18 protein-coding genes are annotated in these 25,122 nt (G+C 70.7%); 7 read left to right on the top strand and 11 right to left on the bottom strand.

Going from position 1 to position 25,122, the window contains the following annotated elements:
* Nucleotides 1-158 precede the first annotated feature (158 nt).
* Entirely contained in the window at nucleotides 159-4,031 is a 3,873-nt protein-coding gene (gene hrpA / locus HD596_RS58485) for an ATP-dependent RNA helicase HrpA (protein ID WP_185077921.1), read from the top strand.
* Here the strand turns inward: hrpA and HD596_RS58480 are convergent.
* Together HD596_RS58480 and HD596_RS58475 are read right to left on the bottom strand one after the other, a co-directional pair.
* Nucleotides 4,021-4,725: a Uma2 family endonuclease gene (locus tag HD596_RS58480; RefSeq protein WP_246555524.1), complete on the bottom strand. Its 705-nt coding sequence runs from the start codon at nucleotides 4,723-4,725 to the stop codon at nucleotides 4,021-4,023. The genes hrpA and HD596_RS58480 overlap by 11 nt on opposite strands.
* Before the next feature lie 106 nt (nucleotides 4,726-4,831).
* Entirely contained in the window at nucleotides 4,832-6,835 is a 2,004-nt protein-coding gene (locus tag HD596_RS58475; protein WP_185077920.1) for a catalase, read from the bottom strand.
* A 76-nt stretch (nucleotides 6,836-6,911) separates the two neighbouring features.
* Here HD596_RS58475 and HD596_RS58470 point away from each other — a divergent pair, with 76 nt between their 5' ends.
* Nucleotides 6,912-7,565 carry an HAD family hydrolase gene (locus HD596_RS58470; RefSeq protein ID WP_185077919.1) on the top strand — a complete coding sequence of 218 codons (654 nt, stop codon included), beginning with the start codon at nucleotides 6,912-6,914 and terminating at the stop codon, nucleotides 7,563-7,565.
* Between the two features lie 110 nt (nucleotides 7,566-7,675).
* Here HD596_RS58470 and HD596_RS58465 read toward each other — a convergent pair whose 3' ends face one another.
* The 4 genes from HD596_RS58465 to HD596_RS58450 form a co-directional block, all read right to left on the bottom strand.
* On the bottom strand, nucleotides 7,676-8,002 hold the full coding sequence (locus tag HD596_RS58465; RefSeq protein WP_185077918.1) for a DUF5709 domain-containing protein: 327 nt from the start codon (nucleotides 8,000-8,002) through the stop codon (nucleotides 7,676-7,678).
* Between the two features lie 33 nt (nucleotides 8,003-8,035).
* The gene (locus HD596_RS58460) at nucleotides 8,036-8,599 is read right to left on the bottom strand and encodes a hemerythrin domain-containing protein (protein WP_185077917.1); all 564 of its coding nucleotides are present in this window, start codon (nucleotides 8,597-8,599) and stop codon (nucleotides 8,036-8,038) included.
* Between the two features lie 35 nt (nucleotides 8,600-8,634).
* On the bottom strand, nucleotides 8,635-9,888 hold the full coding sequence (locus HD596_RS58455) for an MFS transporter (protein WP_185077916.1): 1,254 nt from the start codon (nucleotides 9,886-9,888) through the stop codon (nucleotides 8,635-8,637).
* Between the two features lie 106 nt (nucleotides 9,889-9,994).
* The gene (locus tag HD596_RS58450) at nucleotides 9,995-11,728 is read right to left on the bottom strand and encodes an ABC transporter ATP-binding protein (protein WP_246555523.1); all 1,734 of its coding nucleotides are present in this window, start codon (nucleotides 11,726-11,728) and stop codon (nucleotides 9,995-9,997) included.
* A gap of 70 nt (nucleotides 11,729-11,798) precedes the next feature.
* On the opposite strand from HD596_RS58450, the gene HD596_RS58445 reads away from it, so the two are divergent.
* On the top strand, nucleotides 11,799-12,218 hold the full coding sequence (locus HD596_RS58445; protein WP_185077915.1) for a MarR family winged helix-turn-helix transcriptional regulator: 420 nt from the start codon (nucleotides 11,799-11,801) through the stop codon (nucleotides 12,216-12,218).
* Nucleotides 12,219-12,227: 9 nt separating this feature from the next.
* Here the strand turns inward: HD596_RS58445 and HD596_RS58440 are convergent, their stop codons facing one another.
* Complete coding sequence (locus tag HD596_RS58440; protein ID WP_185077914.1) at nucleotides 12,228-13,217, bottom strand: amidohydrolase family protein; 990 nt, start codon at nucleotides 13,215-13,217, stop codon at nucleotides 12,228-12,230.
* A 91-nt stretch (nucleotides 13,218-13,308) separates the two neighbouring features.
* Entirely contained in the window at nucleotides 13,309-14,478 is a 1,170-nt protein-coding gene (locus HD596_RS58435; protein WP_185077913.1) for a PucR family transcriptional regulator, read from the bottom strand.
* 106 nt (nucleotides 14,479-14,584) lie between these two features.
* On the opposite strand from HD596_RS58435, the gene HD596_RS58430 reads away from it, so the two are divergent.
* Together HD596_RS58430 and HD596_RS58425 are read left to right on the top strand one after the other, a co-directional pair.
* On the top strand, nucleotides 14,585-16,687 hold the full coding sequence (locus tag HD596_RS58430) for a M6 family metalloprotease domain-containing protein (RefSeq protein WP_313047486.1): 2,103 nt from the start codon (nucleotides 14,585-14,587) through the stop codon (nucleotides 16,685-16,687).
* Nucleotides 16,688-16,802: 115 nt separating this feature from the next.
* Nucleotides 16,803-19,283, top strand: a complete 2,481-nt coding sequence (locus HD596_RS58425) for an ATP-binding protein (RefSeq protein ID WP_185077912.1) — start codon at nucleotides 16,803-16,805, stop codon at nucleotides 19,281-19,283.
* Nucleotides 19,284-19,318: 35 nt separating this feature from the next.
* On the opposite strand, the gene HD596_RS58420 is transcribed toward HD596_RS58425, so the two are convergent.
* Complete coding sequence (locus tag HD596_RS58420) at nucleotides 19,319-20,191, bottom strand: hypothetical protein (protein ID WP_185077911.1); 873 nt, start codon at nucleotides 20,189-20,191, stop codon at nucleotides 19,319-19,321.
* A 73-nt stretch (nucleotides 20,192-20,264) separates the two neighbouring features.
* On the opposite strand from HD596_RS58420, the gene HD596_RS58415 reads away from it, so the two are divergent.
* Nucleotides 20,265-21,047, top strand: a complete 783-nt coding sequence (locus HD596_RS58415; protein ID WP_313047485.1) for a tyrosine-protein phosphatase — start codon at nucleotides 20,265-20,267, stop codon at nucleotides 21,045-21,047.
* Between the two features lie 279 nt (nucleotides 21,048-21,326).
* Here the strand turns inward: HD596_RS58415 and HD596_RS58410 are convergent, their stop codons facing one another.
* Together HD596_RS58410 and HD596_RS58405 are read right to left on the bottom strand one after the other, a co-directional pair.
* Entirely contained in the window at nucleotides 21,327-22,367 is a 1,041-nt protein-coding gene (locus tag HD596_RS58410) for a Gfo/Idh/MocA family oxidoreductase (RefSeq protein ID WP_185077909.1), read from the bottom strand.
* A 300-nt stretch (nucleotides 22,368-22,667) separates the two neighbouring features.
* A complete protein-coding gene (locus HD596_RS58405; protein WP_185077908.1) occupies nucleotides 22,668-23,567 on the bottom strand; it encodes a proteasome assembly chaperone family protein in 900 nt (299 codons plus the stop codon).
* Between the two features lie 632 nt (nucleotides 23,568-24,199).
* On the opposite strand from HD596_RS58405, the gene HD596_RS58400 reads away from it, so the two are divergent.
* Nucleotides 24,200-25,120: a terpene synthase family protein gene (locus tag HD596_RS58400; RefSeq protein WP_185077907.1), complete on the top strand. Its 921-nt coding sequence runs from the start codon at nucleotides 24,200-24,202 to the stop codon at nucleotides 25,118-25,120.
* Nucleotides 25,121-25,122: the final 2 nt, after the last annotated feature.

Raw genomic sequence — 25,122 nt, 5'->3', positions numbered from 1 at the left:
GTGGCGCGTGCCCGCCGTGCCCGTGCCTCGCCTCCGGCGCGGGCCCGCCGTGCCCGTGCCCGCGGGCCTGCGAGATATTGGGATGCGCGCCCGGCCGGTGTCGGGCAGCATGGTCGGTTGGCTCCGGGGACGCGGGGCTCAAATATCCTGAAAGCAGTATGGGAACGCCTTCCTTGTCCTCTCCACTCGCCGAGCTCCACTCCCGCCTGCCCGAGCTCATGCCGCGCGACCAGCGGCGACTGCGGCGCAGGCTCGACGGCATGCGCCGGGTCCGGTCGCGTGACGCCCGGGACAAGATCGTCGCGGAGATCCTCGCCGACGTCGAGCGCGCCGAGCAGCGGCTGGCCCGGCGTCGCGAAGCCGTACCGGTGGTGAAATATCCGGAAAACCTGCCGGTCTCCCAGCGGAAAGACGACATCCTGGAGGCCATCCGCGACCACCAGGTGGTGATCATCGCGGGCGAGACGGGCTCCGGCAAGACGACCCAGATCCCCAAGATCTGCCTGGAGCTGGGCCGCGGCGTACGCGGGCTGATCGGCCACACCCAGCCCCGCCGCATCGCCGCCCGCACGGTCGCCGAGCGCATCGCCGAGGAGCTCGACACCGAGCTGGGCCAGGTCGTCGGCTACAAGGTCCGCTTCACCGACCAGGCGAGCGACCGCACGCTCGTCAAGCTGATGACCGACGGCATCCTGCTGGCCGAACTGCAGAACGACCGCATGCTCGACCAGTACGACACCCTGATCATCGACGAGGCCCACGAGCGCAGCCTCAACATCGACTTCATTCTCGGCTACCTCAAGCAGCTCCTGCCCCAGCGCCCCGACCTCAAGGTCGTCATCACCAGCGCCACGATCGACCCCGAGCGCTTCTCCCGCCACTTCGACGACGCGCCGATCATCGAGGTCTCCGGCCGCACCTACCCGGTGGAGGTGCGTTACCGGCCGCTCAGCGAGGACGACGACCAGACCCAGGGCATCGTGGACGCCTGCCGGGAGCTGATCTCGGAGGGGCCCGGCGACATCCTGGTGTTCCTGTCGGGCGAGCGGGAGATCCGCGACGCCGCCGACGCCCTGGGCAAGGCCGAGTTCCGCAACACCGAGATCCTGCCGCTCTACGCCCGCCTGAGCGCCGCCGAGCAGCACCGCGTCTTCCAGCGCCATACCGGCCGCCGCGTCGTGCTGGCCACCAACGTCGCCGAGACCTCGCTCACGGTCCCCGGCATCAAGTACGTCGTCGACCCGGGTTTCGCCCGCATCTCCCGCTACAGCCACCGCACCAAGGTGCAGCGGCTGCCGATCGAGGCCATCTCGCAGGCCAGCGCCAACCAGCGCAAGGGCCGCTCGGGCCGCACCTCCGACGGCATCTGCATCCGGCTGTACGAGGAGGAGGACTTCCTCAACCGGCCCGAGTTCACCGACCCCGAGATCCTGCGTACCAACCTGGCCTCCGTCATCCTCCAGATGACCTCGATCGGGCTGGGCGACATCGAGGCGTTCCCGTTCGTGGAGCCGCCGGACCGCCGCCAGGTCAAGGACGGCGTCAACCTGCTGCACGAGCTGGGCGCGTTCGACGCCCACGGCAAGCTCACCGGCGTCGGCCGCAAGCTGGCCGGCCTGCCCGTCGACCCGCGCCTGGGCCGCATGGTGCTGGAGGCCGAGAAGAACGGCTGCCTGCGCGAGGTGATGGTGATCGCCGCGGCGCTGTCCATCCAGGACCCGCGCGAGCGCCCGTCCGACAAGCAGCAGCAGGCCGACGAGAAGCACCGGCGCTTCGCCGACCCCGAGTCCGACTTCCTGGCCTACCTCAACCTGTGGAACTACCTGCGCGACAAGCAGAAGGAGCTGTCCTCCAGCGCCTTCCGGCGGCTGTGCAAGGCCGAGTTCCTCAACTACCTGCGCGTACGCGAGTGGCAGGACATCTACAGCCAGCTGCGCCAGTCGCTCGGCGCCCAGCCCAACAGCCAGCCCGCGCAGCCGTACCACGTGCACGCCTCGCTGCTGGTCGGGCTGCTGTCGCACATCGGCGTCAAGGACGTCATGGACAAGCAGCGCGGCCAGGACGGCCGCCGGCCGATCCAGGAATACCTCGGCGCCCGCAACGCCCGCTTCGCCATCTTCCCCGGCTCGGCGCTGGCCAAGAAGCAGCCGCAGTGGGTCATGTCGGCCGAACTGGTCGAGACCTCCCGGCTCTGGGCGCGGGTCAACGCCAAGATCGAGCCCGACTGGGTCGAGCCGCTCGCCCAGCACCTGGTCAAACGGACCTACTCCGAGCCGCACTGGGAGAAGAACCAGGGCGCGGTGATCGCCCTGGAGAAGGTCACCCTGTACGGGGTGCCGCTCGTGGTGGGCCGCAAGGTCAACTACGGCCGCATCGACCCCGACCTGTCGCGCGAGCTGTTCATCAGGCACGCCCTGGTCGAGGGCGACTGGGACACCCACCACCGCTTCCTCAAGGACAACCGCAGGCTGCTCGGCGAGGTCGAGGAGCTGGAGAACCGGGCGCGCCGCCGCGACATCCTGGTGGACGACGAGGCGCTGTTCGACTTCTACGACCAGCGGGTGCCGGCCGACGTGGTCTCGGCCCGCCACTTCGACTCCTGGTGGAAGCAGGCCAGGCAGCAGACGCCCGACCTGCTCACGTTCTCGCCGGACATGCTGGTCAACGAGGGCGCCGACGTCAGCGCCCGCGACTACCCCGACACCTGGAAACAGCTCGGCCAGCGGATGAAGCTGACCTACCAGTTCGAGCCGGGCGCGGACGCCGACGGCGTGACCGTCCACGTGCCGCTCCAGGTGCTCAACCAGGTCAGCTCCGACGGCTTCGACTGGCAGATCCCCGGCCTGCGCGAGGAGCTGATCACCGCGCTGATCCGCTCCCTGCCCAAGGCCCTGCGCCGCAACTTCGTGCCCGCCCCCAACTACGCCAAGCAGGTGCTGGCGGGGGTCAAGCAGGGCGGCGAGCCGCTGCTGGCGGCCGTGGAGCGCGAGCTGCTGCGCCTGACCGGCGTACGCGTGCCGCGCGAGGCCTGGCAGCTCGACCAGGTGCCCGACCATCTGCGCATCACGTACCGGGTGATCGACGAGCGCAGGCGCACGGTGGCCGAGGACAAGGACCTCGACGCGCTGAAGCGCCGCCTCGCGCCGCGCCTGCGGGAGACGCTCTCGCAGGCCGGCGACGACCTGGAGCAGACCGGCCTGCGCACGTGGAGCTTCGGGACGCTGCCGAAGGTGTTCGAGCAGGGCCGGATGAAGGGCTATCCGGCGCTGGTGGACGCGGGCGACTCCGTCTCGATCAAGATCTTCGACACGGCGGCCGAGCAGCGCCGCTCCCACTGGCCCGGCGTGCGCCGCCTGCTCCTCCTCAACGTCACCAACCCGGCCAAATCCCTGCTGGGCGGCCTGTCCAACCAGGCCAAGCTGGCGCTGTCACGCAGCCCGCACGGCGGGGCGGTGGCGCTGTTCGAGGACGTGGTCAACGCGGCCGTCGACAAGCTGATGCTCGACGCCGGGGGCGCGGCGTGGGACCCGGTGGCCTTCGACCGCCTCTACCAGCACGTACGGGCTCACCTGCACGACACGGCGGCCGACGTGCTGTCGAAGGTGGAGCAGATCCTGAGCGTCTGGCACGCGGCGGGCGGTCAGTTGGACGCCATGCGGGCGAGCGCGTCGACGGACGACATCCGCGACCAGCTCGGCAAGCTCGTCTATCGGGGTTTCGTCACGGCGACCGGTTATCGACGTTTGTCCGACATCCTGCGCTATATCCGGGCGATCGACCGCCGCCTCACCAAGCTCCCGGAGGAGCCCTGGCGGGACCAGGAGTGGATGGACAAGGTGCACAAGGTCGAGGACGACTACCACGACGTGCTCCAGAAGCTTCCCCCGGCGCGGAGGGGGGATCCGGACGTGGTGGAGATCCGGTGGATGATCGAGGAGCTCCGGGTGAGCTTCTTCGCTCAGACCTTGGGCACGCCGACGCCGGTCTCGGAGAAGCGCATCACCAAGGCGATGGAGAAGCTCACGCCATGAAGATCGAGGTGTCGAGCTTGAAGTCGACGGGGGAGGGTAGCGCGATCGGGGTGCCGATGATCACTCTGGTCATTCGCTGATAGACGCCATCTTTGATATCGCTGAACGCGGTCACACTCGGCTCATCGGCGATCGGATCGATCAGCAGGTAGACCGGCACCCGGCCCAGTGCGTAGAGACGCCTCTTCTCCTCGCGGTCGGTGTGGACGCTGCTGGGCGAGACGATCTCGGCGACCATCATCACCCCGGACGACAACAGCTCTCCCGGGCCCCAGCGAGGGCAGAGGGGATGCGTCAGGACGTAGTCGGGTATGAGCGAGTCTCGGGGGCCTTCGATGCAGACGTTCAGGCCGCCGGGTGCTCCTCGCCATCCGCGCTCCTTGCACAATGGAGAGAGGGCGTTGTTCAGGTCTACGGCCATCCAGGTGTGTTCTGGGGTGCCCATAGGACTCACGATCAGTTTCCCTTCGATGACCTCGACCCGGAAGCCGGGGAGGGGGGGTAGGGCATCGAACAATTCGCGGGCGGTGCTTGGCGTCCGGGGGAGACGCACCCGGGTCGGCTCCTGCTTGGCCTCATCCGCGTGGCCTTCCTCGTCAGCGGAGCCGGAGTCGTGCTCTTGCTCCACCGCGTCGGTGTGCTCCTCCTCTTCCACTGCGTCCGTGTGGAGCTCTTCTTCCACCATGGCGACCATGGATTCTCTCCCTTCGTATTCGAACGGGCACGCTAAGTATTCCACCTCTGACGGGTCGATGCCACGAAAATCGGCCGCCCCGAAGGACGGCCGATTCGCGTACCGGTCACGCCGGGACGGCGCTCACGTCCCGCTCGTAGAAGCGGTGGCTGGCCACCGCGGTCGCGAACTTCTCCGCGATCCCGTCCCCCATAACCACCCCCACGTCACTGGGCAGCCGGGCGGCCTCCAGGAGCTCCCGCCCCGACCCCACGGCCCCGATGGCCTTGCCGTGCTTGAACGCCTCCATGACGAAGAACCGGGCCCGCCCCAGCGAGGCCAGGGCCGCGCCGTCGGCGGCCACCACCGCGTCGTACAGGACCGAGCTGGCCGCGCCGAGCTGCCGGTCCACCGGGATGCCGGCCACGGCGCCCTCCGCCGGGGCCAGCACCTCGCAGATGGCGCCCTTGCCCTCCAGGGACTCGCGCAGGGCGGTCACCTCGGCGGCGTCCGTCCCGTCCGCCATGAGGATGGCGATCTTGCGGGTGGCGACGCTCTGCGGCTGGCCGGTCATGCTGAGCGCGGGTGAGGCGTTGGCGTGGACCTCGGTCCTGGGCGGCTCGGGCAGGCCGAGCCCCTGGGCCACCGGGGCGGCCAGGTCGGGGTGGATCCGGCCCAGGTGCCGGACCATGGCCTCCTTGATGTGGGGGCGCTCCACGTGCCCGAGCTCGAACAGGAACGCGGCCACGATGTGCCGCTTCTCCCAGTCCGCCATGCTGTTCCAGAACAGGGTGGCCTGGCTGTAGTGGTCCTCGAAGCTGGGGCTGCGCTGACGGATCTTCACGCCGTCCACCCGCTCCTGGTAGTGCCGGTAGCCGTCGGTGGCCGCGGGGCGGTTGCCGCTGATGGAGTTGGGCGCGTAGCTGGTGCGCGACTCGTGGATCCGGTGCTGGTGGAAGCCGTCACGCTGGTCGTTGCGCACCTCGTTCACCGGCCGGTTGATCGGGATCTGCGGGAAGTTCGGCCCGCCCAGGCGCAGGAGCTGGGTGTCGAGGTAGGAGAAGTTGCGGGCCTGCAGCAGCGGGTCGTTGGAGAAGTCGATGCCGGGCACGACGTTGGCGGTGTGGAAGGCGACCTGCTCGGTCTCGGCGAAGAAGTTGTGCGGATTGCGGTTGAGCGTCATCCTGCCGACGGGCCGCAGCGGCACCTGCTCCTCAGGGATGATCTTCGTGGGATCGAGCAGGTCGAAGTCGAAGTCGTGCTCCCGCGACTCGGGCACGAGCTGCACGCACAGCTCGTACTCGGGGTAGGCGCCGCGCTCGATGGCCTCCCACAGGTCCCGGCGGTTGTAGTCGGGGTCGTTGCCCTGGATGCGCAGCACCTCCTCCCACACCAGCGAGTACGTCCCCAGCACCGGCCGCCAGTGCCACTTGACGAACGTCCCCTGCCCGGAGGCGTTCACCAGCCGGAACGTGTGCACCCCGAATCCCTGCATCATCCGGAAGCTGCGCGGGATCGCCCGGTCGGACATCAGCCACATGACCATGTGCAGCGACTCCGGCTGGAGCTGAATGAAGTCCCAGAACGTGTCGTGCGCCGACTGCGCCTGCGGGATCTCGTTGTGCGGCTCCGGCTTGACCGCGTGCACGAAGTCGGGGAACTTGATGCCGTCCTGGATGAAGAAGACCGGGAAGTTGTTGCCCACGAGGTCGAAGTTGCCCTCAGGGGTGTAGAACTTCGTGGCGAACCCGCGTACGTCGCGCACGGTGTCGGCCGAGCCGCGCGAGCCCGCGACGGTCGAGAAGCGCACGAACGTCGGCGTCGGCGTCGAGGTGTCGTTCAGGAAGGCCGCCGTGGTCAGGTCGCCGAGCGGCTCGTAGAGCTGGAAGACCCCGTACGCGCCCGCCCCCCTGGCGTGGACCACGCGCTCGGGGATGCGTTCGTGGTCGAAACGGGTGAGCTTCTCGCGGAAGTGGAAGTCCTCCATGAGCGTCGGCCCGCGGGTGCCCGCCCGCAGCGAGTCGTCCGTGTGATCGACCGGGACGCCCTGATCCGTGGTCATGGTGCGATCGTCGAGTGGGACGCGATCGGCGTCGAGCTGCCGCTGCTTGGCGTCGCGCTCTGGCTGCATGAAGAAATCCCCCTTATAGGATTTGTCGGGCGTTTTATCTAGGTGCCCGTGCGGATCGGTTGAAACGGGGGGATTGATGATCAAGGCCGTGGTGTTCGACGTCGGGGAGACGCTGATCAGCGAGGCGCGCATCTGGACGCGCTGGGCGGCGCGGCTGGGCGTGAGCGAGTTCGTGCTGATGGGCGCGCTCGGCGGGATGGCGGCGCTGGACCGGCCCCACCTCGACGCCTTCGAGCTCATCCGTCCCGGCTTCGACGCGGGCGCGGAGGAGGCCGCCTGGGAGCGCGACGAGCCCGACGGCCTGCGCAACCACTTCGACGCCGACGACCTCTACCCCGACGTGCGCGACGCCCTGGCGGCCATCAGGGCGGCCGGGTACCAGGTGATCATCGCGGGCAACCAGCCGGCGCGGGCCTACGGGGCGCTGGTCGCCATGGACCTGCCCGCCGACTCCGTGCACACCTCCGAGGGGTGGGGGGTGTCCAAGCCGGAATCCGGGTTCTTCGCCAAGGTGGCGGCGGTCGCGGGGCGGGAGCCCGGTGAGATCCTCTACGTCGGCGACCGGCTCGACAACGACGTGCTCCCGGCCGCCGCGGCGGGCATGCGCACGGCGCTGCTGCGCCGCGGCCCGTGGGGGTACCTGCACGCCGAGCGCCCGCAGGCGCAGGCCGCCGACGCGATCGTCGACGACCTGCACGCCCTGCTGCCGGTGCTGGAACGCCTCGGCTGAACGCTGCCGGTGCTGGGACGCCCCGGCTGAACGCCGCCCGTGCTGGGACGCCTGGGCTGAGCGCCCGCGCCGGGACGCCGCGCGGGCGGTGACGGCGGCGCGGGCACGGATCACGTGAGGTTCTCGTCGGGGTCGATGCGGATGGCACGCTCTTCCGCCGACAGGTCGTTCCCGTCGTCGTCGCCCCACTCGAGGGCGATCTCCTCGCCTTCCGTGTCGGGCGCCAGCCCTTCGTCCGGCTGGGTCAGCCGGTGCTTGGGCCGGGGCTCGTGGAGCCGGTCCCTGGCCTCGCGGCGGAGGCGTTCGTCGAGGGTGTCCCGATGCTGGGGGTCGTCTTCCTTGACCTCGTGGTAGAAACCGAGATCCTCGGTCCACTCCTCGAACTCGATCGCCTGTTCGTCACTGAAGCCGAACCGGTCAGGAGGTTTTTCGGTCATATGCGCCCCCTACCCAGGACGCGGCCCGAAATCCTATGACTTGGCCTTGCTCAGGGCTTGGGCCAACTCTTCCTTGTCCATGTGGGACCGTCCGGGAATGTCGGCCTTCTTGGCCTGTTCGTACAGCTCGGACTTGCTGGCGCCCTCCCGGGAGCCGGCCGGCGCGGCCTGCTTGGGGACGCTGAGCGCCTTCAGCTCCTCCGCCCTGCGCTCCTTGAACGCCTTGCCGAGCTCCCGCAGCCCCTTGTCGCCGACCGACTTCGCCAGCGCGGGCAGGATCCTGCTCTCTTCTTCCTCGACGTGGTGAGTGACGGACTCGACCAGTTTCTCCAGCGTCATGCGGAACTCGGGGGTGCCGGGCTCGGCCCGTACGAGGGCGTCGAGCAGGATCTCGGCCTCCTTGTGCTCCTCGACGCTGTGGTGGGCGTCGATGCCCGGATAGACCCGGTCCTCCTCGGCGCGGGCGTGCGCGATCAGGAGGGCGTGCAGCTCCGTCACGATGGCCTTCTGGTTGCCCTGACCCGTCTTGAGCCGTTCGAAGAGCGATTCCACGGTCCGGTGGTCTTTGGTGATCAGAGTGATGACGTCGGTTGCCATGGGACCACGGCTACCCGTGGGACCGGGGTTCAGTCTCAGGCGTTCTCCAGGGCGGGGCGCGGCCGTACCGCCTGCCTGAGCGTCCGGCCGGACAGCCGGGCCAGCCCGGCGGCGGCGAGCAGCGCGGCCGCCACGCACGACACCCCGCCGATCTCCAGCGCGGCGCGCGGCCCGAGCGTGTCGCTGAGCCAGCCGAGCAGCGGCCCCCCGACCGCGCCCGCCGCCGCGCTCACGATGGACAGCGCCGCGATGACCCGGCCGCGCATCGGCTCGGGGGTGTCGAGCTGCGCGCGGGCCGAGACGGTGGTGTCGAGCGCCACCGCGCCGGCCGCGATCGGCAGCAGCACGGCCGCGAACGTCCACAGCTGCGGCATCAGCCCGCTCAGCGCCTGCGCCACCCCGGTCACGAACGCCGTGATCAGCAGCAGCCGGAGCGTCAGCCGGGGCCGGGCGGCCGCCAGGAAGCCGCCGAGCACGGTGCCGACGGCGAAGACCGTGGACAGCAGGCCGTAGCCGGGGGCGCCCGCGTCCAGGGGGCCGGCGCTCATGGCGGCCATGGTGACCTGGTAGTTGCGCCCCACGCTGCCCAGCACGAACCACAGGGCCAGCACGACGAGCAGCCACGGGGTGCGCAGCACGTACCGCAGGCCCTCGCGCACCGAGCCGCCCCGCCGCTCGGAGGGCGTGAGCAGGTGGAACTCCTCCCGGCGCATGGCCAGCACCGCCGCGACCACCACGAAGAAGCTGGCGGCGTTGATCAGGAACAGTCCCTCGTCCCCCGAGAACGGCAGCAGCACGCCCGCCAGGCTCATGCCCAGGATGCGGCCCGCGGAGTTGAGGATCGAGCCGAGCGCCATCGCGTTCGGCAGGTCGGCGGGCGGCACCACCTCGGCGCCGAACCGCCCGAGCGCCGGCCCGCCCAGCGCGTTGACCACCCCGCCGGCCAGCGCCACCCCGTAGATCGGCAGGACGGACTGGGCCCCGGTGGCCGCGATCATCGCCAGCACCGCCGCGAGCGCGGCCTGCGCGAGCTGCGCGGCGATCACGACCGGGCGGCTCGGCAGCCGGTCGGCCAGCGCGCCGCCCCACATGCCCAGCAGCAGCGTCGGCAGCGCCTGCATGACGAGGCTGAGCCCGACGCTGGTCGCCGAGCCGGTCAGCGTCAGGATGAGCCAGTTGACACCCAGCACCTGCATCCAGGTGCCGGTCACGGAGATGAGGTCCGCTCCTGCCCAGAGCCGGTAGTTGTGATGCCGCAGCGCTCTGAACGTGGAGGAAGAGGGAGACAAAACGGGGGTCCTAGCCTTCGAGATACACCGGGGGGTCAAACGCGGCGCTCGCGGGGGGAGATTCCGGTCTGGCCAAAGTGTGAGGCAGGACACGTCCGTTTGAAGTTTAAACGAGTTCGAGCGGGTGATCCCTGCTCACCAGCGCGGCGTAGTGACCGGCGCGGGCCATCAGCTCGTCGTGGGTGCCGCGCTCGACGATCTTCCCGCCGTCCAGCACGACGATCTGGTCCGCGTCGCGGACCGTGGACAGCCGGTGCGCGATCGTGATGGTCGTACGGCCCCGCGCCAGCGTGTCGAGCGCCTCCTGCACGGCCCGCTCGGTCTGCGTGTCCAGCGCGCTGGTGGCCTCGTCGAGGACCAGCACCGGCGGGTCGCGCAGCAGCGTGCGCGCGATGGCCAGGCGCTGCTTCTCGCCGCCGGAGAACCGGTAGCCGCGCTCGCCCACCAGCGTGTCGTAGCCGTCGGGCAGCGAGGCGATGTGGTCGTGGATGCGCGCGGCCCGCGCCGCCGCCTCCAGCTCCTCGTCGGTGGCCGACGGCTTGGCGAAGCGCAGGTTGTCGGCGATCGAGGCGTGGAAGAGGTACGTCTCCTGCGAAACGACGCCGACCGCCTCGCTCAGCGTCTCGAACGTCAGCTCCCGCACGTCCACCCCGTCGATCGTGACCCGCCCGCCGGTGACGTCGTAGAGCCTGGGCAGCAGGTAGCTGAGCGTGGTCTTGCCCGAGCCGGTCTCGCCCACGATCGCCAGGCTGGCGCCCGCCGGGACCTTGAGGTCCACGCCGGTGAGGGTGGGGGTCTCGCCGTACGAGAAGTCGACGTCCTCGAAGCGGACCTCGCCGCGCACGTCCTTCAGCTCCCGCGTGCCGGGGCGGATGTCCACCGGCAGGTCCAGATACTCGAAGATCCGCCCGAACAGCGCCAGCGAGGTCTGCACCTCGACGCCCAGCCGCAGCAGCGAGACCATCGGCCTGAACAGGCTGGTCTGCAGGGTCGTGAAGGCCACCAGCGTGCCGACCGAGATCGCGCCCGTGTGGCCGACGGCCCAGTAGATCACCGCGGGCATGGCCGCCATGACGATCTGGATGGACGACTGCCGCCAGCGTCCCGCCATGCTCGTGCGCACGCCGAGGTCGGCCAGCTCGTCGGAGGCCCGGCCGAAGCGCTCGGTCAGCCCGTCGGAGCGGCCCATGGTGCGGCCGAGCAGGATGCCGCTGATCGACAGCGACTCCTGGACCATGGAGGCGATGCTCGCCAGCTTGCGCTGGCGCTCGTTGGTGATGCGCTTGCGCTCGGTGCCCACCTTGCGGCTGATCCACACGAACACCGGCATGAGCAGGAGCGAGACGACCGTCAGCCGCCAGTCGAGCGCGACCATGGCGACGATCGTGGCGATCACGGTGGTGAGGTTGGAGACGAGGGAGGAGGCGGTCGAGGTGACGACCGACTGCATGCCACCGATGTCGTTGGCGATGCGCGACTGGACCTCGCCGGTCCTCGTGCGGGTGAAGAACGCCAGCGACATGCGCTGCAGGTGGCCATAAACGGCGATGCGCAGGTCGTGCATCACCCGCTGGCCCACGGTGGTGGAGATCAGCGTCTGCACGACGTCGAACACGCTGGTGGTGACCGCCACCGCGATCATGCCCAGGGCCAGCAGCGCGAGCAGGCCGGCGTCCCTGGCCGGGATCGCCACGTCCAGCACCTCGCGCAGCAGGAAGGGCGAGGCCAGCGACACCAGCGACGACAGCAGGATGAGGGAGCCCACCAGGGCCAGGCGGCCGCGGTAGGGACGGAACAGCTTGATGATGCGCCCGAGGGGCGCGCGTGGTTCCTCCGCCAAGTGGCGCCTCCTTTCAGATGTCCACTCAAACAGAGGTTAACTCATATTTGTTCCGGCTAAACTTATCGACATGGGAGAAAAGGAGCTCGCCGAGCTCTTGCACCTCGTCAGCCGGCGGTTGCGGCGCGGGTACGTGGACCGGCTGGTCCCGCTGGGGCTCAACCCGGGGCAGGCGCGGGCCCTGCGGGCGCTCGCCGAGGCCCCGGAGCCGCTGCGGATGGTGCGGCTGGCCGACGAGCTGCGGATCGTGCCGCGCTCGCTCACGCCGGTGGTGGACGCGCTGGAGGAGGCCGGGCTGGCGCGCCGCGAGGTGGATCCCGCCAACCGCCGCTCCACGCTGGTGGTGATCACCCCTGAGGGCCGCCGGATGGCCGAGCGGGCCCGCGAGGCCCGCCGGGACGCGGGCCAGGACCTGTTCGCGGTCCTGACGGAGGAGCAGCGCGACCAGCTCCGCGACCTGCTGGGCCTGGTGGAGTCCCAGTTCCGCTGACGCGGTCGTTCAGGCGGCGGGGAGCACGGTGCCGCCGATGACGGTGCCGAGGCAGGGCGGCTGGGCCAGGAGCGCGGTGTACGGGTAGCGCCCGCGGGCGTCGAAGACGGCGAAGTCGGCGCGAGTCCCCGGGGCCAGCGACCCGATGCGCCCCTTGCCCCGGTCCATCCCCAGCGCCCGGGCCCCGCCCATGGTCGCGGCCGCCACCAGCCTGCCGTCCAGCCCCCGGGTCCGCAGCCCGAGCTCGCGGGCGTGCTGCCGGATGCCCCGCGCCACTTCGAGCACCCCGCCGCTGCCGCCGGCCGGACCGCCGCCGGCCCCGGTACCGAGGGCGACGGTGTTGCCCTCGTCGAGCAGGGCCAGCACGTCGGGGGCGGGCGAGGCGCAGACGGCCACCACGGTCCTGCGCAGCCGCAGCAGCTTGCGCTCCCCGGGGTCCAGGGGCCGGGAGACCGCCACGTGGCACAGCGGCCCCAGCACCCCGGCCTCGTCCAGGGCGGCGGGGGAGTGCCGGTCCAGATCGACCAGCAGCCGCAGCCCGAACGTCCTGGCCAGCACCGCCACGTCCTCCAGCACCTGCGGGTCGGGCGTGTGCGCCGCGATCCCCACCGCGCAGGGCCGGTCGACCTCGCGGATCGCCGTGATCACCGCGTCCCGCCCGCGGGTCTCCCACTCCTCCTCGCTCGCGCTGGTCACCTCGACGTACGAGATCCCGGGCACCCCGGCCGGCTCGGCCAGTTCGGTGACCACGCCCGCCCGGGCCGTCACCCCTGGCCCGGCGGCGAGCCTGGAGACGGACCCGGCGGCGCGGGCGTCGACCAGCCCGGCCACGATCATGCCGGTCCAGCGCAGCTCCTCGGCGGCGGGGAAGGACGCGGTCACCGAGGCCCGCGTGCCCACCTCGACCACCCGGTCGCCCTTGAACGCCACGGCCCCGTCGCGGATGGGATCGGCGCAGACGGGCAGCACGAGCGGGGCGGAATGAATCACGACGGGCATGGGCGCGCGCCTGTTCAGGACCGGACCGGCACGCTTCGCAGGCGGCATCGGCACTCCCGTCGGATCATCCCTCCAGGGCGTGCGAGCCCTGTCAGGTTCTCAATGAGGACAAATTCTGTGATTCTCTCGGTAAGTATCGACCGGAGAGGCGGGCGAGTTTCAGGCTCAGGTGCAGCGCGAGCCGCTCACCCCCGTCCTTGAGGTCGGTACGGGCGAGCTCCTCCACCCGCTGCAGCCGGTAGTACAGGGACGTCCGGTGCAGCCGCAGCGCCCGCGAGGTGGCGACCGCGCTCCCGGCCAGGTCCAGGTAGGTCTCCAGGGTCTCCAGCAGCGGCAGGTACTGGGCGTCCGCCAGCAGCCCTTCCAGCCCCGGGTGCAGCTCCTGGCCGGGCAGCTGGGTGAGCATCCGGTAGACGCCGAGCCGCGCCCACTCGGCCGTGCGCCCGAGCCCGGGCACCCGCGAGGTCACCTCCGCCGCGTGCCTGGCCTCCCGGTACGACTCCGCCGCCTCCGCCAGCGCCGGCCTGGTCCGCCCCACCCCGACCACCACCGGCACCGGCAGGGCCGCGTGCAACTCGTCGGGGGAGGCCGGCGGCCCGGCGGTCAGCAGCACGGCGTGGTCGTAGCGGACCAGGTGCAGCGGATGGTGACCGCTCAGCCGCCGCCGCAGCGCCAGCAGCCCCTGCTCCAGCCCCAGCCTGAGCGCCTCGTCCGGCTCGGCCCCGCGCGGCTTGGCCACCAGCACGGTCACCGGCTGCGCCTGTGGGAACGCGCCCGCCTCGATGAGCTGCCTGGCCGCGTCCCGCTCGCCCGCCAGCAGCCCGGTGACCGCCTCCAGCTCCCGGTGGGAGGCCAGCCCGCTGGCCAGGCTCTCGTGGAACAGGGCCAGCGCGAGCGCCGGGGCGGCGGCCAGGGCCTCGGCGATCTCGGCGTCGGACATGGCCGGCTCCGCGTCGACGAACCACAGGAAGCCGAGCAGCGCGTCCGCGTGCCGTACCGGGACGCACACCCGCGGCAGCAGGCCGAAGTGCGGCGCGCCAGGGGTGCGCACGGGCCCGGTCGCCTCGTGCACGCCGGCGGCCCGGAACCATTGCCGCACCTCGGGGGTGGTGCTGCGGCGGAGGATCGAGTCGCGGCGGATGTCGTCCATGGCGCCGTTCTGCTCGCTGTAGGCCACGACGCGTTGCACGCGGTCCTCGAGCAGCAGGGGGCGGCCGAGACGGGCGGCGAGCTCGTCCACGGTCCGCTGGAGATCCGCCACAACAACACCTTTACGTGGATATTTCAACAATTGTCGGAAAGACCGCTACGGTTCTTCCCTACAGCTGATCGGTGATCTCCGTCAATATCGTCTATACCGTCAATCCGTGATTGCCCCGAAGAAGCTGCTGAAGGGTTTGCTGGCGGCCATCGTGCTGATCCCGGTGAGCCTGATGGCGACCCCTGCTTCCGCAGCACCCCCCACCGATCCCGAGTACCCGTGGCGGCAGAACCACTGGCCGCAAACGCAGCCCTGGCAGCGCGACGAACCCGCCGACGCCCAGGCCCTGCGCTCCCGCCCAGCCGGCGGCATCAAGCCGATCGATCCGCAGAACTGGGAGAACCCCGACAACATGACATGGGCGGACTACAAACGGCCGCCCGGCACCAAGTGGAACGACCCCGCCGTCAAGGGGTCGAAGCGCACGTTCAAGGGCGCGCTCGTGCTGCTCGACTACCCGAACCAGCCGTTCGTGGTGACGCAGCCCAAGGGCTCGACGATCTACTCGAACCCGAGCGCCGAGGCCCACGACGTCCCGCGCGACCAGGTGGCCAAGTTCTACCAGGACTTCCTCAACACCCCGAACGACCTCAACAAGGGTCACACCATCCACGAGTACTGGATGGAGGACTCGGGCGGCAGGTACGGGGTGGAGCTGGCCGGTTTCGGGCCCTACACGCTGTCGGGCAAGGACCACGAGTACGCGATGGAGTTCCAGGGCGGCACCGGCTGCCCGGCGGGCGACAACTGCACCAAGAACCTGCGTACCGAGGGCAACGCCGCCTGGATCGCCGCCGTCGGCGAGGAGGTGGCCAAGCAGTTCGACTTCGTCTTCTACCTGAGCGCGGGCCAGGACGAGTCGTCCACCTGGCAGGAGTTCGGGATGATGAAGTTCCCGACCAAGGAGGACGTGCCGGACGAGTGGGGCCCGCCGGACCCCGCGCTGCCCAACTGGGTGGACACCCGCTACGTCGACTGGACCTCCTGGCAGGCCGGCTCCAACTTCTGGCCGAACGCCCGCTTCGGCATCGACTCGGTCCAGGCCGAGAGCTCGGGCATGGCCGTCTACGCCCACGAGCTGAGCCACATCATGGGCATCGCCGACAACTACAACAACCCCTACGGCGTGCCGGCGCGCAGGGCGTACACGGGCATCTGGGAGATGCTCAGCCGCGGCAGCTTCAACGGCCCCGGCGGCCCGCACTCCCGCTGGCTGATCCCGCCGACCGCGGGCGCCTCCATGGGCGCCCAGCACATGCTGCGCAACAAGATCAAGCTGGAGATGGTGGACGAGCAGAACGTCTTACGCCTCTCGCGAGAGGCGCTCGACGAGTCGGGCCTGGTCACCGCCAGGGTCCTGGCCCGCGCGATCCAGCCGGGCAAGAACGAGCTGTCCGGCGTCAACATCTCCTTCGACACCGGCGACAAGAGCCCCGCCTGCGACGTCACCACGAACCCGCTGTGTGACGGCGGCGGCTACGAGAACTACACGGTCGAGGTCGTGGACCGCGTCGGCACCGACTCCTTCACGCCCGACTCCGGCGTCCTGCTGGCCAAGACCAAGAACCAGGACCGGTCCCCGTTCGAGTGGGTGATCGACGCGAACCCGCAGGACATCGGCATGACCGACTACGTGCTGCCCGACGGGACCAAGGTGCCGATCACGGTCGGCGACTACCGCCAGCTCTCCGACGCCCTCTTCCACGCGGGCACGGACTCCGGCAGCGAGTACGAGTACGTCGACCAGGCCAACCGCCTGCACTTCTACGTCACCGACGTCAAGCGCGACCGCGCCGGCGAGCTGTCCTACACGGTCGCCATCCGCTCGCTCGACGGCGCGGGCCCGCAGAAGCGCGGCGTCAAGCTGATTCCCTCGGCCGGCCTGCCCGCCGGCAAGAACATCTCCACCTGCAAGTTCCCGCTGTTCAACACCGGCAAGGCGGCCCCGGCGCAGGGGCAGCACCCGGAGGACGTCAGCGCCTACCTGAACTCCGACGTCTACCGGCTCAAGGCCGAGGTCCAGGGCAAGGGCTGGACCGCCCAGCTCCCGAACGCGCTGGCCTCCGTCGCGTTCGGCAAGCAGGACCTCGTCACCGTGAACGCCGTGCGCGAGTCCGGCGGCGACCGCCTGGCCAGGGTCAAGCTCACCGCCACCTCGGAGAGCGACCCGAGCAAGACGGCGACGGCCACCTGTCATGTGATCGGCTGACAGATGAACGATGGGGTACGGCTGGCGCAAGCCGTACCCCATCGGTTTGAATCCCCATAGGGGGTGTTCGTTGACAGGGGATTTACCTGACAAACCGCGTAAAAGGCGCAGAAAGGTGCCATGGGCCGCGCCCGTCTCCGCGGGCCTCGCGGCCGCCGCCGCGAGCGTGCTGACCGCCTCCGTGGACTGGGAGATCCCGCCGCTGGCCAAGGTCGCCGTGACCGGCGCGGCGGCCGTCCTCGTCGGGCTGACCACCTGGGCCACCACCGAGCAGCGCGAGCCCCCGCAGCAGGCGCTGCCCGCGCCCGGCTCGCTCCCGCCCGACCAGTGGCCGCCGGTCCCCGAGCACTTCACCGGCCGCGCCGAGGCGCTGGCCGAGCTGCGCGAGGTCTTCACCGAGCGCAGGAAGACCTCCGGCCTCTCACCGCCCCTCGTGGTCTCCCTGTACGGCCGGGGCGGCGTCGGCAAGTCGGCGCTGATGACCAGGTTCGCGCACGAGATGGCCGGCTGGTTCCCCGACGGCAGGCTCTACGCCGACCTGCGCGGCGGCGTGGACGCCCCGGTGCGCCCCGAGGAGGTGCTGATCGGGTTCCTGCGCGCGCTGGACGTGCGCCTGACCACCGACCCCGGCGGCCTGGACGAGTTGCGCAAGCTCTGGCTGACCTGGACCAAGGGCCGCAGGATCCTCATCGGCCTCGACAACGCCCACGACGCCGACCAGGTCAAAGCGCTGATCCCGGCCGAGCCCGGCTGCGCGGTGCTGGTCACCTCGCGAGCGCCGCTGTTCCTGAACGGCACCCATGACACGCGGCTGAGCGTGTTCAGCGAGGCGCACGGAGTGGAGCTGCTGGCCAGGCTGGCCGGCGGCGACCGGGTCGTCGACGACCTGGAGGCCGCCAAGGAGGTCGTGCGGCTGTGCGACTACCTGCCGCTGGCGATCAACATCTGCGGCGCCCGGCTGGCCACCCGCGAGCAGTGGAGCATGCGCGAGATGGCCGCCCGGCTGGCCGACACGCGCCGCCGCCTCGACCAGCTCGAAGTGGCCCCGACGGTGGACAAGAGCGTGCGCGCCTCCGTGCAGCTCAGCTACGACGACTGCACGGGCATGCAGCGCCGCCTGCTGCGCCTGCTCAGCGCGCTCACCGCGCCCGACGTGCCCGGCTGGGTGGCCGGCGAGCTGCTCGACAGCTCCGGGCTCGACGGCGCCGACCAGCTCGAAGCCCTCATCGACGCCCAGCTCGCCGAATGCTCGGGCACCGACCAGACCGGCACGATGCGTTACCGGCTGCACGACCTGGTCAGAGTGTTCGCCGCGGAGCTGGCCGAGCAGGACGAGGCCGAGCGGCGCAGGGCCGCCATCGAGCGGGTCCTCTACGGCTACCGCCGCCGCGCCGAGGAGGCCGCGCAGAACCGCTGGCCGCAGGACTGGAGCAAGGGCGGGCGCCGCTCCGACGCCGACGGGCAGGTCCGGGCCGGCGACTGGCTCAACGCCGAACGGCTGACGCTGCTCGCCATGATCCACCTGGCCCGCCAGCTCCGGCTGTGGGAGCTGACCTGGGGGCTGGCCAGGGCGTTCTGCTCTCTCTGCCACTCGCTGCGCGCGTACTGGGCCGACTGGGCGGCCGTCGCCGAGCTCGGCTGCGAGGCCGCCGCGCAGACCGGCGACCGGCGCGCGCTGGCCATCGCGCTGCTCGACAGCGCCTCCGTGCACGGCGGCCTGGGCCTGCGGGAACGGGCGCTGGAGGAGGCCAGGCGGGCGCTGGAGACGTTCGAGGAGCTGGGGGAGTCCTGGTGGGCGGCCAGGGCCATGCGCACGATCGGCATGACCCTGTTCAGCGACGGCCACCTGGACCGGGCGCAGGACTACCTCATCGGGGCCATCACCGCGTTCAAGGGCGAGGAAGACCTGTGGTGGATGGCCCGCACCCAGCGCAACCTCGCCGAGATGCGCATGTCGGAACGCCGTCCCGACGAGGCCAGGGAGCTGCTGGAAGACGCCCTGGAGATCTTCAAGCGGGACGGCAACCGCTACTCCGAGGCCCAGACCCTGCGCGTCTACGGCGAGGTGCTGGCCGCGCAGGCGCGCGCCGAGCACCGCGCGGGCGACCTCCGGCTGGCGGCCAACCTGTTCACCAGGGCCGGGTTCAGCCTCGACCGGGCCTCCGAGATGTTCCGGCAACGCGGGGAGCTGTGGGAGGAGGCCCGCTGCCTGCGGGCCGCCGGGGAGGTCGGCGACCCCGACAACGGGCTGCGCGAGCTGGACTTCGTCCGGCGGGCCGAGAAGATCCTGGTCGCGCTGGGCGACTCGTGGGGGGTGGCCAGGACCGCCGTGTCGGCCGGGCGGGCCCTGGCGCGGCTGGGCCGGATCGAGGAGTCGGAGCGGGAGCTGCGGCGGGCGGTGCGCGGGTTCGAGGAGCTGGAGGACCGGTGGTGGATGGCCAGGAGCCTGCGCTACCTGGGGGAGGCGCACCTCGACGCGGGCGGCCGCGGGGCCGCGGTGGAGCCGCTGGAGCAGGCCAGGGACATCTACCGCAGCCTCGGCAACGAGGCCGGCATGCGCCGGACCCTGGAGCTTCTCAGGCGCGCCGGCCCCTGACCCTGGAGCTTCTCAGGCGCGCCGGCCCCTGACCCTCACGCCAGGGGCGTCTTGATCAGCTCGCCCGCCGCCAGCCTGGCCTGGGCGATGCTCTCCTCGAACAGCTTGCGCACGTGCGCCGCCTGGTCGGCCAGCTCCCTGATGCGCTCGTGGGCCAGCTCGTCCCGCACGGTGTCGGCGATCAGCTGCTGGTACTCGGGGGTCTTGGCGGCCAGCGCCTCGAGCCGCCGGTGCGCGTGGTAGACCTTGTCCGCCTTGACCACCTGCTTGGCGTACTTCTCCAGGTGGCGGACGCGGTGCGACAGCGACGTCCAGGCGGCGTCCAGCGCGGTGGTGTAGGGCTTGAACGCGTCCTCCATGCCGGGCGGCAGGTCGCGGGGGACGATCTTGCCGTGCTCGGCGTGCATGGCCGACAGCTTCCGCAGCCGCTGGGCGATCTGCCAGACCTCCTCGGGCAGTGACACCCGGTTGTCGATGGTGTCGATCAGGCCGTCCCGGTGGACGCGGGAGGCCATGATCGCCTCGACCGCGTTCTGCGCCCTGCGCAGCAGCCTCTGGCAGGGGTAGTCCAGGTCCTCGGGGAGGATGAAGCGGTTGGCGTGGACCTGGGCGGAGCGGATCCGCCGCCGGGTCGATCGGTAGGTACCGTCCAACGCGATCCACCTGAACAGGACGATCAGCCCGATCCCCACACCGGGGACCAGCAGTTCTTCCACGCCGGTCGCTACGGCGAGCACCATCAGGAGGGCCGGGATCACGAAGAGGAGCGCGGGGTTCTTCGTGGTGTCCACGCGCACACCGGATCGGGCCATGCGGAGGATGTGCGGGCTGGACCGCAGCTCGACCGAGATCTCCGGGTGCAGCGTTGGATCGATCACCAGCCGTGGAGGCAGAGCTCGTGGATCCATACGTTCATGCTGCGTTATGAACCTCGAATTCGCTCATATTTGGCGGACATATAGGGTCGCAATAATGGATGAGATGACGAGGTGGATAGACCTGGAAGGCGCGGTCAACGCGCGTGACCTGGGCGGATTGCCGACCCGCGACGGCGGCCGCACCCGTCGCGGGCGGATCTTCCGCGCCGACAACCTGCAGGGCCTCACGCCGGGTGACGTGGCGATCCTGGTGGGTGAGCTGAAGCTGCGGCACGTCGTGGACCTGCGCTCGAACGCCGAGGTCGCGCTGGAGGGGCCGGGGCCGCTCACCCTGGTGCCCGAGGTGCGCCACCACCACCTGACGCTGTTCGCGGAGGGCGGCACGCACACCGACGTCGAGGCCGACACCATCGACGGCGACCGGGTGCTGCCCTGGGCCGAGCGCGCGCTGGACGAGGAGCTGCGGGTGACCGGCTTCTACTTCGGCTACCTGCGCGACCGCCCGGACGCGGTGGTGGCGGCGCTGCGCGCGATGTCGCTGGACGACGGGGCGGCGCTGGTGCACTGCGCGGCGGGCAAGGACCGCACCGGAGTGCTGTCGGCGCTGGCGCTGGAGGTGGCGGGGGCGACCCGCGAGGCGATCGTCGAGGACTACGTGGCGACGGGCGAGCGGCTGGAGCTGATCCTCAAGCGGCTGCGCAGCAGCGAGACGTACCGGGGCGACCTGGACTCGCGGCCGGCGGACGACCACATGCCGCGGGCCCGGTACATCGAGCAGTTCTTCCAGGTGCTGGACGAGCGGTTCGGCGGGCCGATGGGCTGGCTGACCCGCTACGGCTGGACCGACGCCGACACCGCCGCCCTCCACGCCCGCCTGCGCGACTGACCCGCCACTCCGGCCGGACGCGTGGCGCGGCCGGCCCCCGCGCCGAAGCGACGCGGGGGCCGGGGTCAGGACCTTCGGCCGGCGCTTGTTGCGTCCATTCACGCAGTACGCCTGCAGAACGTCGGCCTGGCCGGCGCGGCTGGGGCCGGGGCGGCGCTGCCACCGCTGGACCGCTGCCGCCGCTGGACCGCCGCCGCTGGACCGCGGGCGCTGCCGGCGGGTGACGCTGGTCGCCGCCCTGGGTGACCGGTCCGCCGCCTTGCGTCCCGGGCGGGTGGGTCAGCCGAGGTGGGTGACGATGCGCTGGGTGGCCGACAGGTGGGCGGCCTCGATGACGGTCAGCGTGTCGATCACGCTCTCCGGGTCCACGGGCGGTGGCGCGCCCTCGCGCAGCGCCGCCACCACCCCGCGGTAGAAGTCCAGGTACGCCCCCGGCTCCGTCCGCTCGGCACGATGGGCCTCCTCCGTGCCGAGCAGCCCCCAGCTCCCCTCGTCGTCCTCCCCGAACTCCGGCGAACCGGGCGACATCCCCGCCCGCAGCCGCTCCTCCTGCACATCCATCCCGTACTTCACGAACCCGGCCGACGAGCCCAGCACCCGGAACCGGGGCCCCCGCCAGGCCGCCACCGAGCTCATCCACAGATGCGACCGGGCCCCGCCCGCGTGCGTCAGCGCGATGAACGTGTCGTCGTCGGAGGCCACCCCCTCGCGCCGCACGTCGCTCTCGCAGTAGACCTCGCGCGCCGGGCCGAGCAGTTGCAGGGCCTGGTCCACCAGGTGGCTGCCCAGGTCGTAGAGGAGCCCGCCGATCTCCTCCGCGCCCCCGGTCTCCCGCCAGCCGCCCTTGGGCACCGGCCGCCACCGCTCGAACCTCGACTCGAAGCGCAGCACGTCACCCAGCCGCCCCTCCTCGACCAGCCTGCGGACGGTACGGAAGTCGCCGTCCCAGCGCCGGTTCTGGAACACGGTCAGCATGAGCCCCCGCTCCTTGGCCAGCCGCACCAGCTCCCGGGCCTCCGCGGCGGTCCTGGCCAGGGGTTTGTCCACGACGACGGGCAGGCCGGGGGTGAGCGCGGCGGCGGCGGTGGCCACGTGGGTCCTGTTGGGGGAGGCGACCACGACGAGATCGCACCGGCCCCACAGCTCCTCCACGTCGGACACCGGGGTCGCGCCGTACTTCTCGGCCGCCTCGGCCCGGCGGGCGGGGTTGCCGGTCACGACGGCGGCCAGGGACAGGCCGGGGGTGGCGTGGATGAGAGGGGCGTGGAAATACGCTCCGGCGGTGCCGTAGCCGACCAGTCCGACGCGGATGTCAGTCATTTCCTCAGGCTATCCGGCAGGCCAGAGGAGCCCCCTCAGGCGCGTCCCGTTTCCGGAGGGACCTTTTCCCAGGGGCACGCAGGCACCACCCAGACGGCCCAGGTGGCGGCGTGACGGTGGCCCGCCACGCACACCTGGTGAGCGTCACCCTGGACAGGCCCCGGCCACGTGCGGCGGGTGGTGCCGGCTCGGGCCACCGTAAAATATGGACGTCTGCACACCTGGTGAGCGTCACCCTGGACAGGCCCCGGCCACGTGCGGCGGGTGGTGCCGGCTCGGGCCACCGTAAAATATGGACGTCTACTCGTCGTCACGCTCGGCGAGGAAGCGCTCGAACTGGGCGGCCAGCTCGTCACCCGTCGGCATCGGGGTCGTCTCGGCCATCAGGTTCTCGCGCTCGGCGCCGCCCGCGAACGCGTCGTACTGCTGCTCCAGCCCCTTGATCGCGGTGGAGAGCTCGGTCGAGGCCTGGATCTGCTCCTCGATCTCCGTCGTCGTACGGCGGGCCGCGTCGCGCAGCGGGTCCAGCGGGAACACCAGCCCCGTGCCCCGCGTCACCGCCTCCAGGCCGGTGACGGCGGCGGTCGGGTACTCGGCCTGCGAGAGGTAGTGCGGCACGTGGATCGCGTACCCCACCGCGTCGTGCCCCTGCGCCCCCAGCCGCAACTCCAGCAGCGCCGCCACGCTCCCCGGCACCTGGACGCGCCCGAACGCGCTCGTCTGGGAGTTGATCAATTCGGGCCGGCTGGCGTGCATCGTGAGCCCGAGCGGGCGGGTGTGGGGGACCGCCATGGGGATGCCGTGGAGGGTCACGAGCTTGCTCACCTTCAAGCGCTCCACCAGGTCCGACACGGCGTTGGTGAACAGCTCCCACTCCCGGTCGGGCTCGGGCCCGCTCATCACCAGGAACGGCGTTCCCGTCGCGTCCTTCGCGACATGAACGGCCAATTCCGGGCTCTCGCACTCCACCCATCGGTCGGTGTCGAAGGTCATGATGGGCCGGCGAGACCGGTAGTCGAGCAGCCGGTCCACGTCGAACGTCGCCACGACCCGGTGCTCCAGCTCGGCCAGCAGGTGGCCCAGTGCGAGGCGTCCGGCGGCGCCCGCGTCGACAAAACCGTCGAAGTGGTACAGCAACACCGGATCGGGCAGCTCGGGCACGTCGTCTGCGAGCTCGTAGAGATCCTTCGGGTCGAACACGGTTGGACAGCCTTTCCCTAGGTACTCTTCACCAGAACCTACGGCGGGTCAGAACGATTCCGCGCACGGCACCCTATCGGGGGTCAATAGGACACATCGCCACGGACCCGAAGCTCGGGGGTTCGCAACCGGGATGTTCGCCCTGGCCAGGGTGGGTGCCGCTGGGACGGCGCGGGCGTAAGCCGAGGTCGGGGCGCCGGTCGATGTCACCGACGGCAAAGGTGACACTTTGCTGGTGCTCGCGGCTCATTACGGTCACGCCGGGACCGTTCGCCTGCTTGCCACATGAGGCACCGATTCCCGCCCGGTCTCACGACCCTGTTCTGACCCCGCTCGCTACGGAAACGAGTCTGTCGTGGTCAGGGCGTTACCGTATGGGGGAGCCGGTCGCTGCGCGGGTTCGCCGCCGGTGCTGCCTGCGGCACGAATGTGGTAAATGACCCTTTTATCCAATGGTTCACGCAAAGCGATTCATAGTATGAAATAAGCACTAAAGACCTTGAAGTTGCCGACTGTGGCCTTTCGTGCACTGCCTCGTCATGCTGGATGGCGTGGCTACTTCTGCGCAAACATTTGGTAGGCGACCACTCCACATCCCTCCGTTGCCATGTCCGTTCCCGAACGAGATCAACGTGCATGCCGCGGAGGTCGACGCGGAGAGTCACGCATGGCTGGCCGCCTCAAACATGCTCACCGGCGCCGAGGCGATCGAGCACTTCCGGCGCTCCAAGATCGGCCTGCTCGCGGCCCGGACGAACCCGACCGTGCCGCGTGACAGCCTCCGGTTGATCAACGACTGGTACAACTGGCTCTTCGCGTTCGACGACGCGTTCTGCGAGGGCGAGCTGATGGCACAACGGGCCTCCGCGCTGGCCCGCGCCCTGCCGCCGCTCCTCGAGATCCTCGACGGGCGCAGGGAGCCGGACGCCGACGACCCGTTCGGCCTCGCGCTCAACGAGCTCCTGCACCGGATCTCCGAAGCCGCCACCCCCGCACAGGTGGACCGGTGGCGGATCACGGTGAAGGAGTACCTGTTCGCCCAGATCTGGGAGGCGGCCAACCGCGAGGCCGACCTGATCCCCACTCCTGAGGACTACGTGCTGATGCGCCGCATCACGGGGGCCACGTACACCTGCTTCGCGCTCATCGACGCCGGGGGCGGCTACCGGCTAGAGGCGGAGGAATGGCATCATCCCGACGTCCGCGCGCTGTCCGACCTGGCGTGCGACCTCATCGGCTGGGACAACGACCTGCTGTCGTACGCCAAGGAACGGGGGAACGACAAGGCCCGGCACAACCTCGTCACCGTGCTGGCCACGCACAAGTCCCTCGCCCTGCAGAACGCGTTGCGCGAGGTCGCGGAGATGCACAACGACGCGATCGCGGCGTTCGTCGAGCGGCGCGCGGCGCTGGAGCACTGGGCGTCGCTGCCGGTCCGCAAGTACGTACGGGGGCTCGAACACTGGGTACGCGGGCACATCGAGTTCTCCCTCGGCAGCGCGCGTTACGTGCACGCCTGGCCCGACGGCACGCGCTGGCCCCAGGCGGTCTGAGG

The sequence above is a fragment of the Nonomuraea jabiensis genome (genome assembly GCF_014204795.1).
Classification (GTDB): Bacteria; Actinomycetota; Actinomycetes; order Streptosporangiales; family Streptosporangiaceae; genus Nonomuraea; species Nonomuraea jabiensis.
This window is presented reverse-complemented; position numbering and strand designations above follow the sequence as displayed.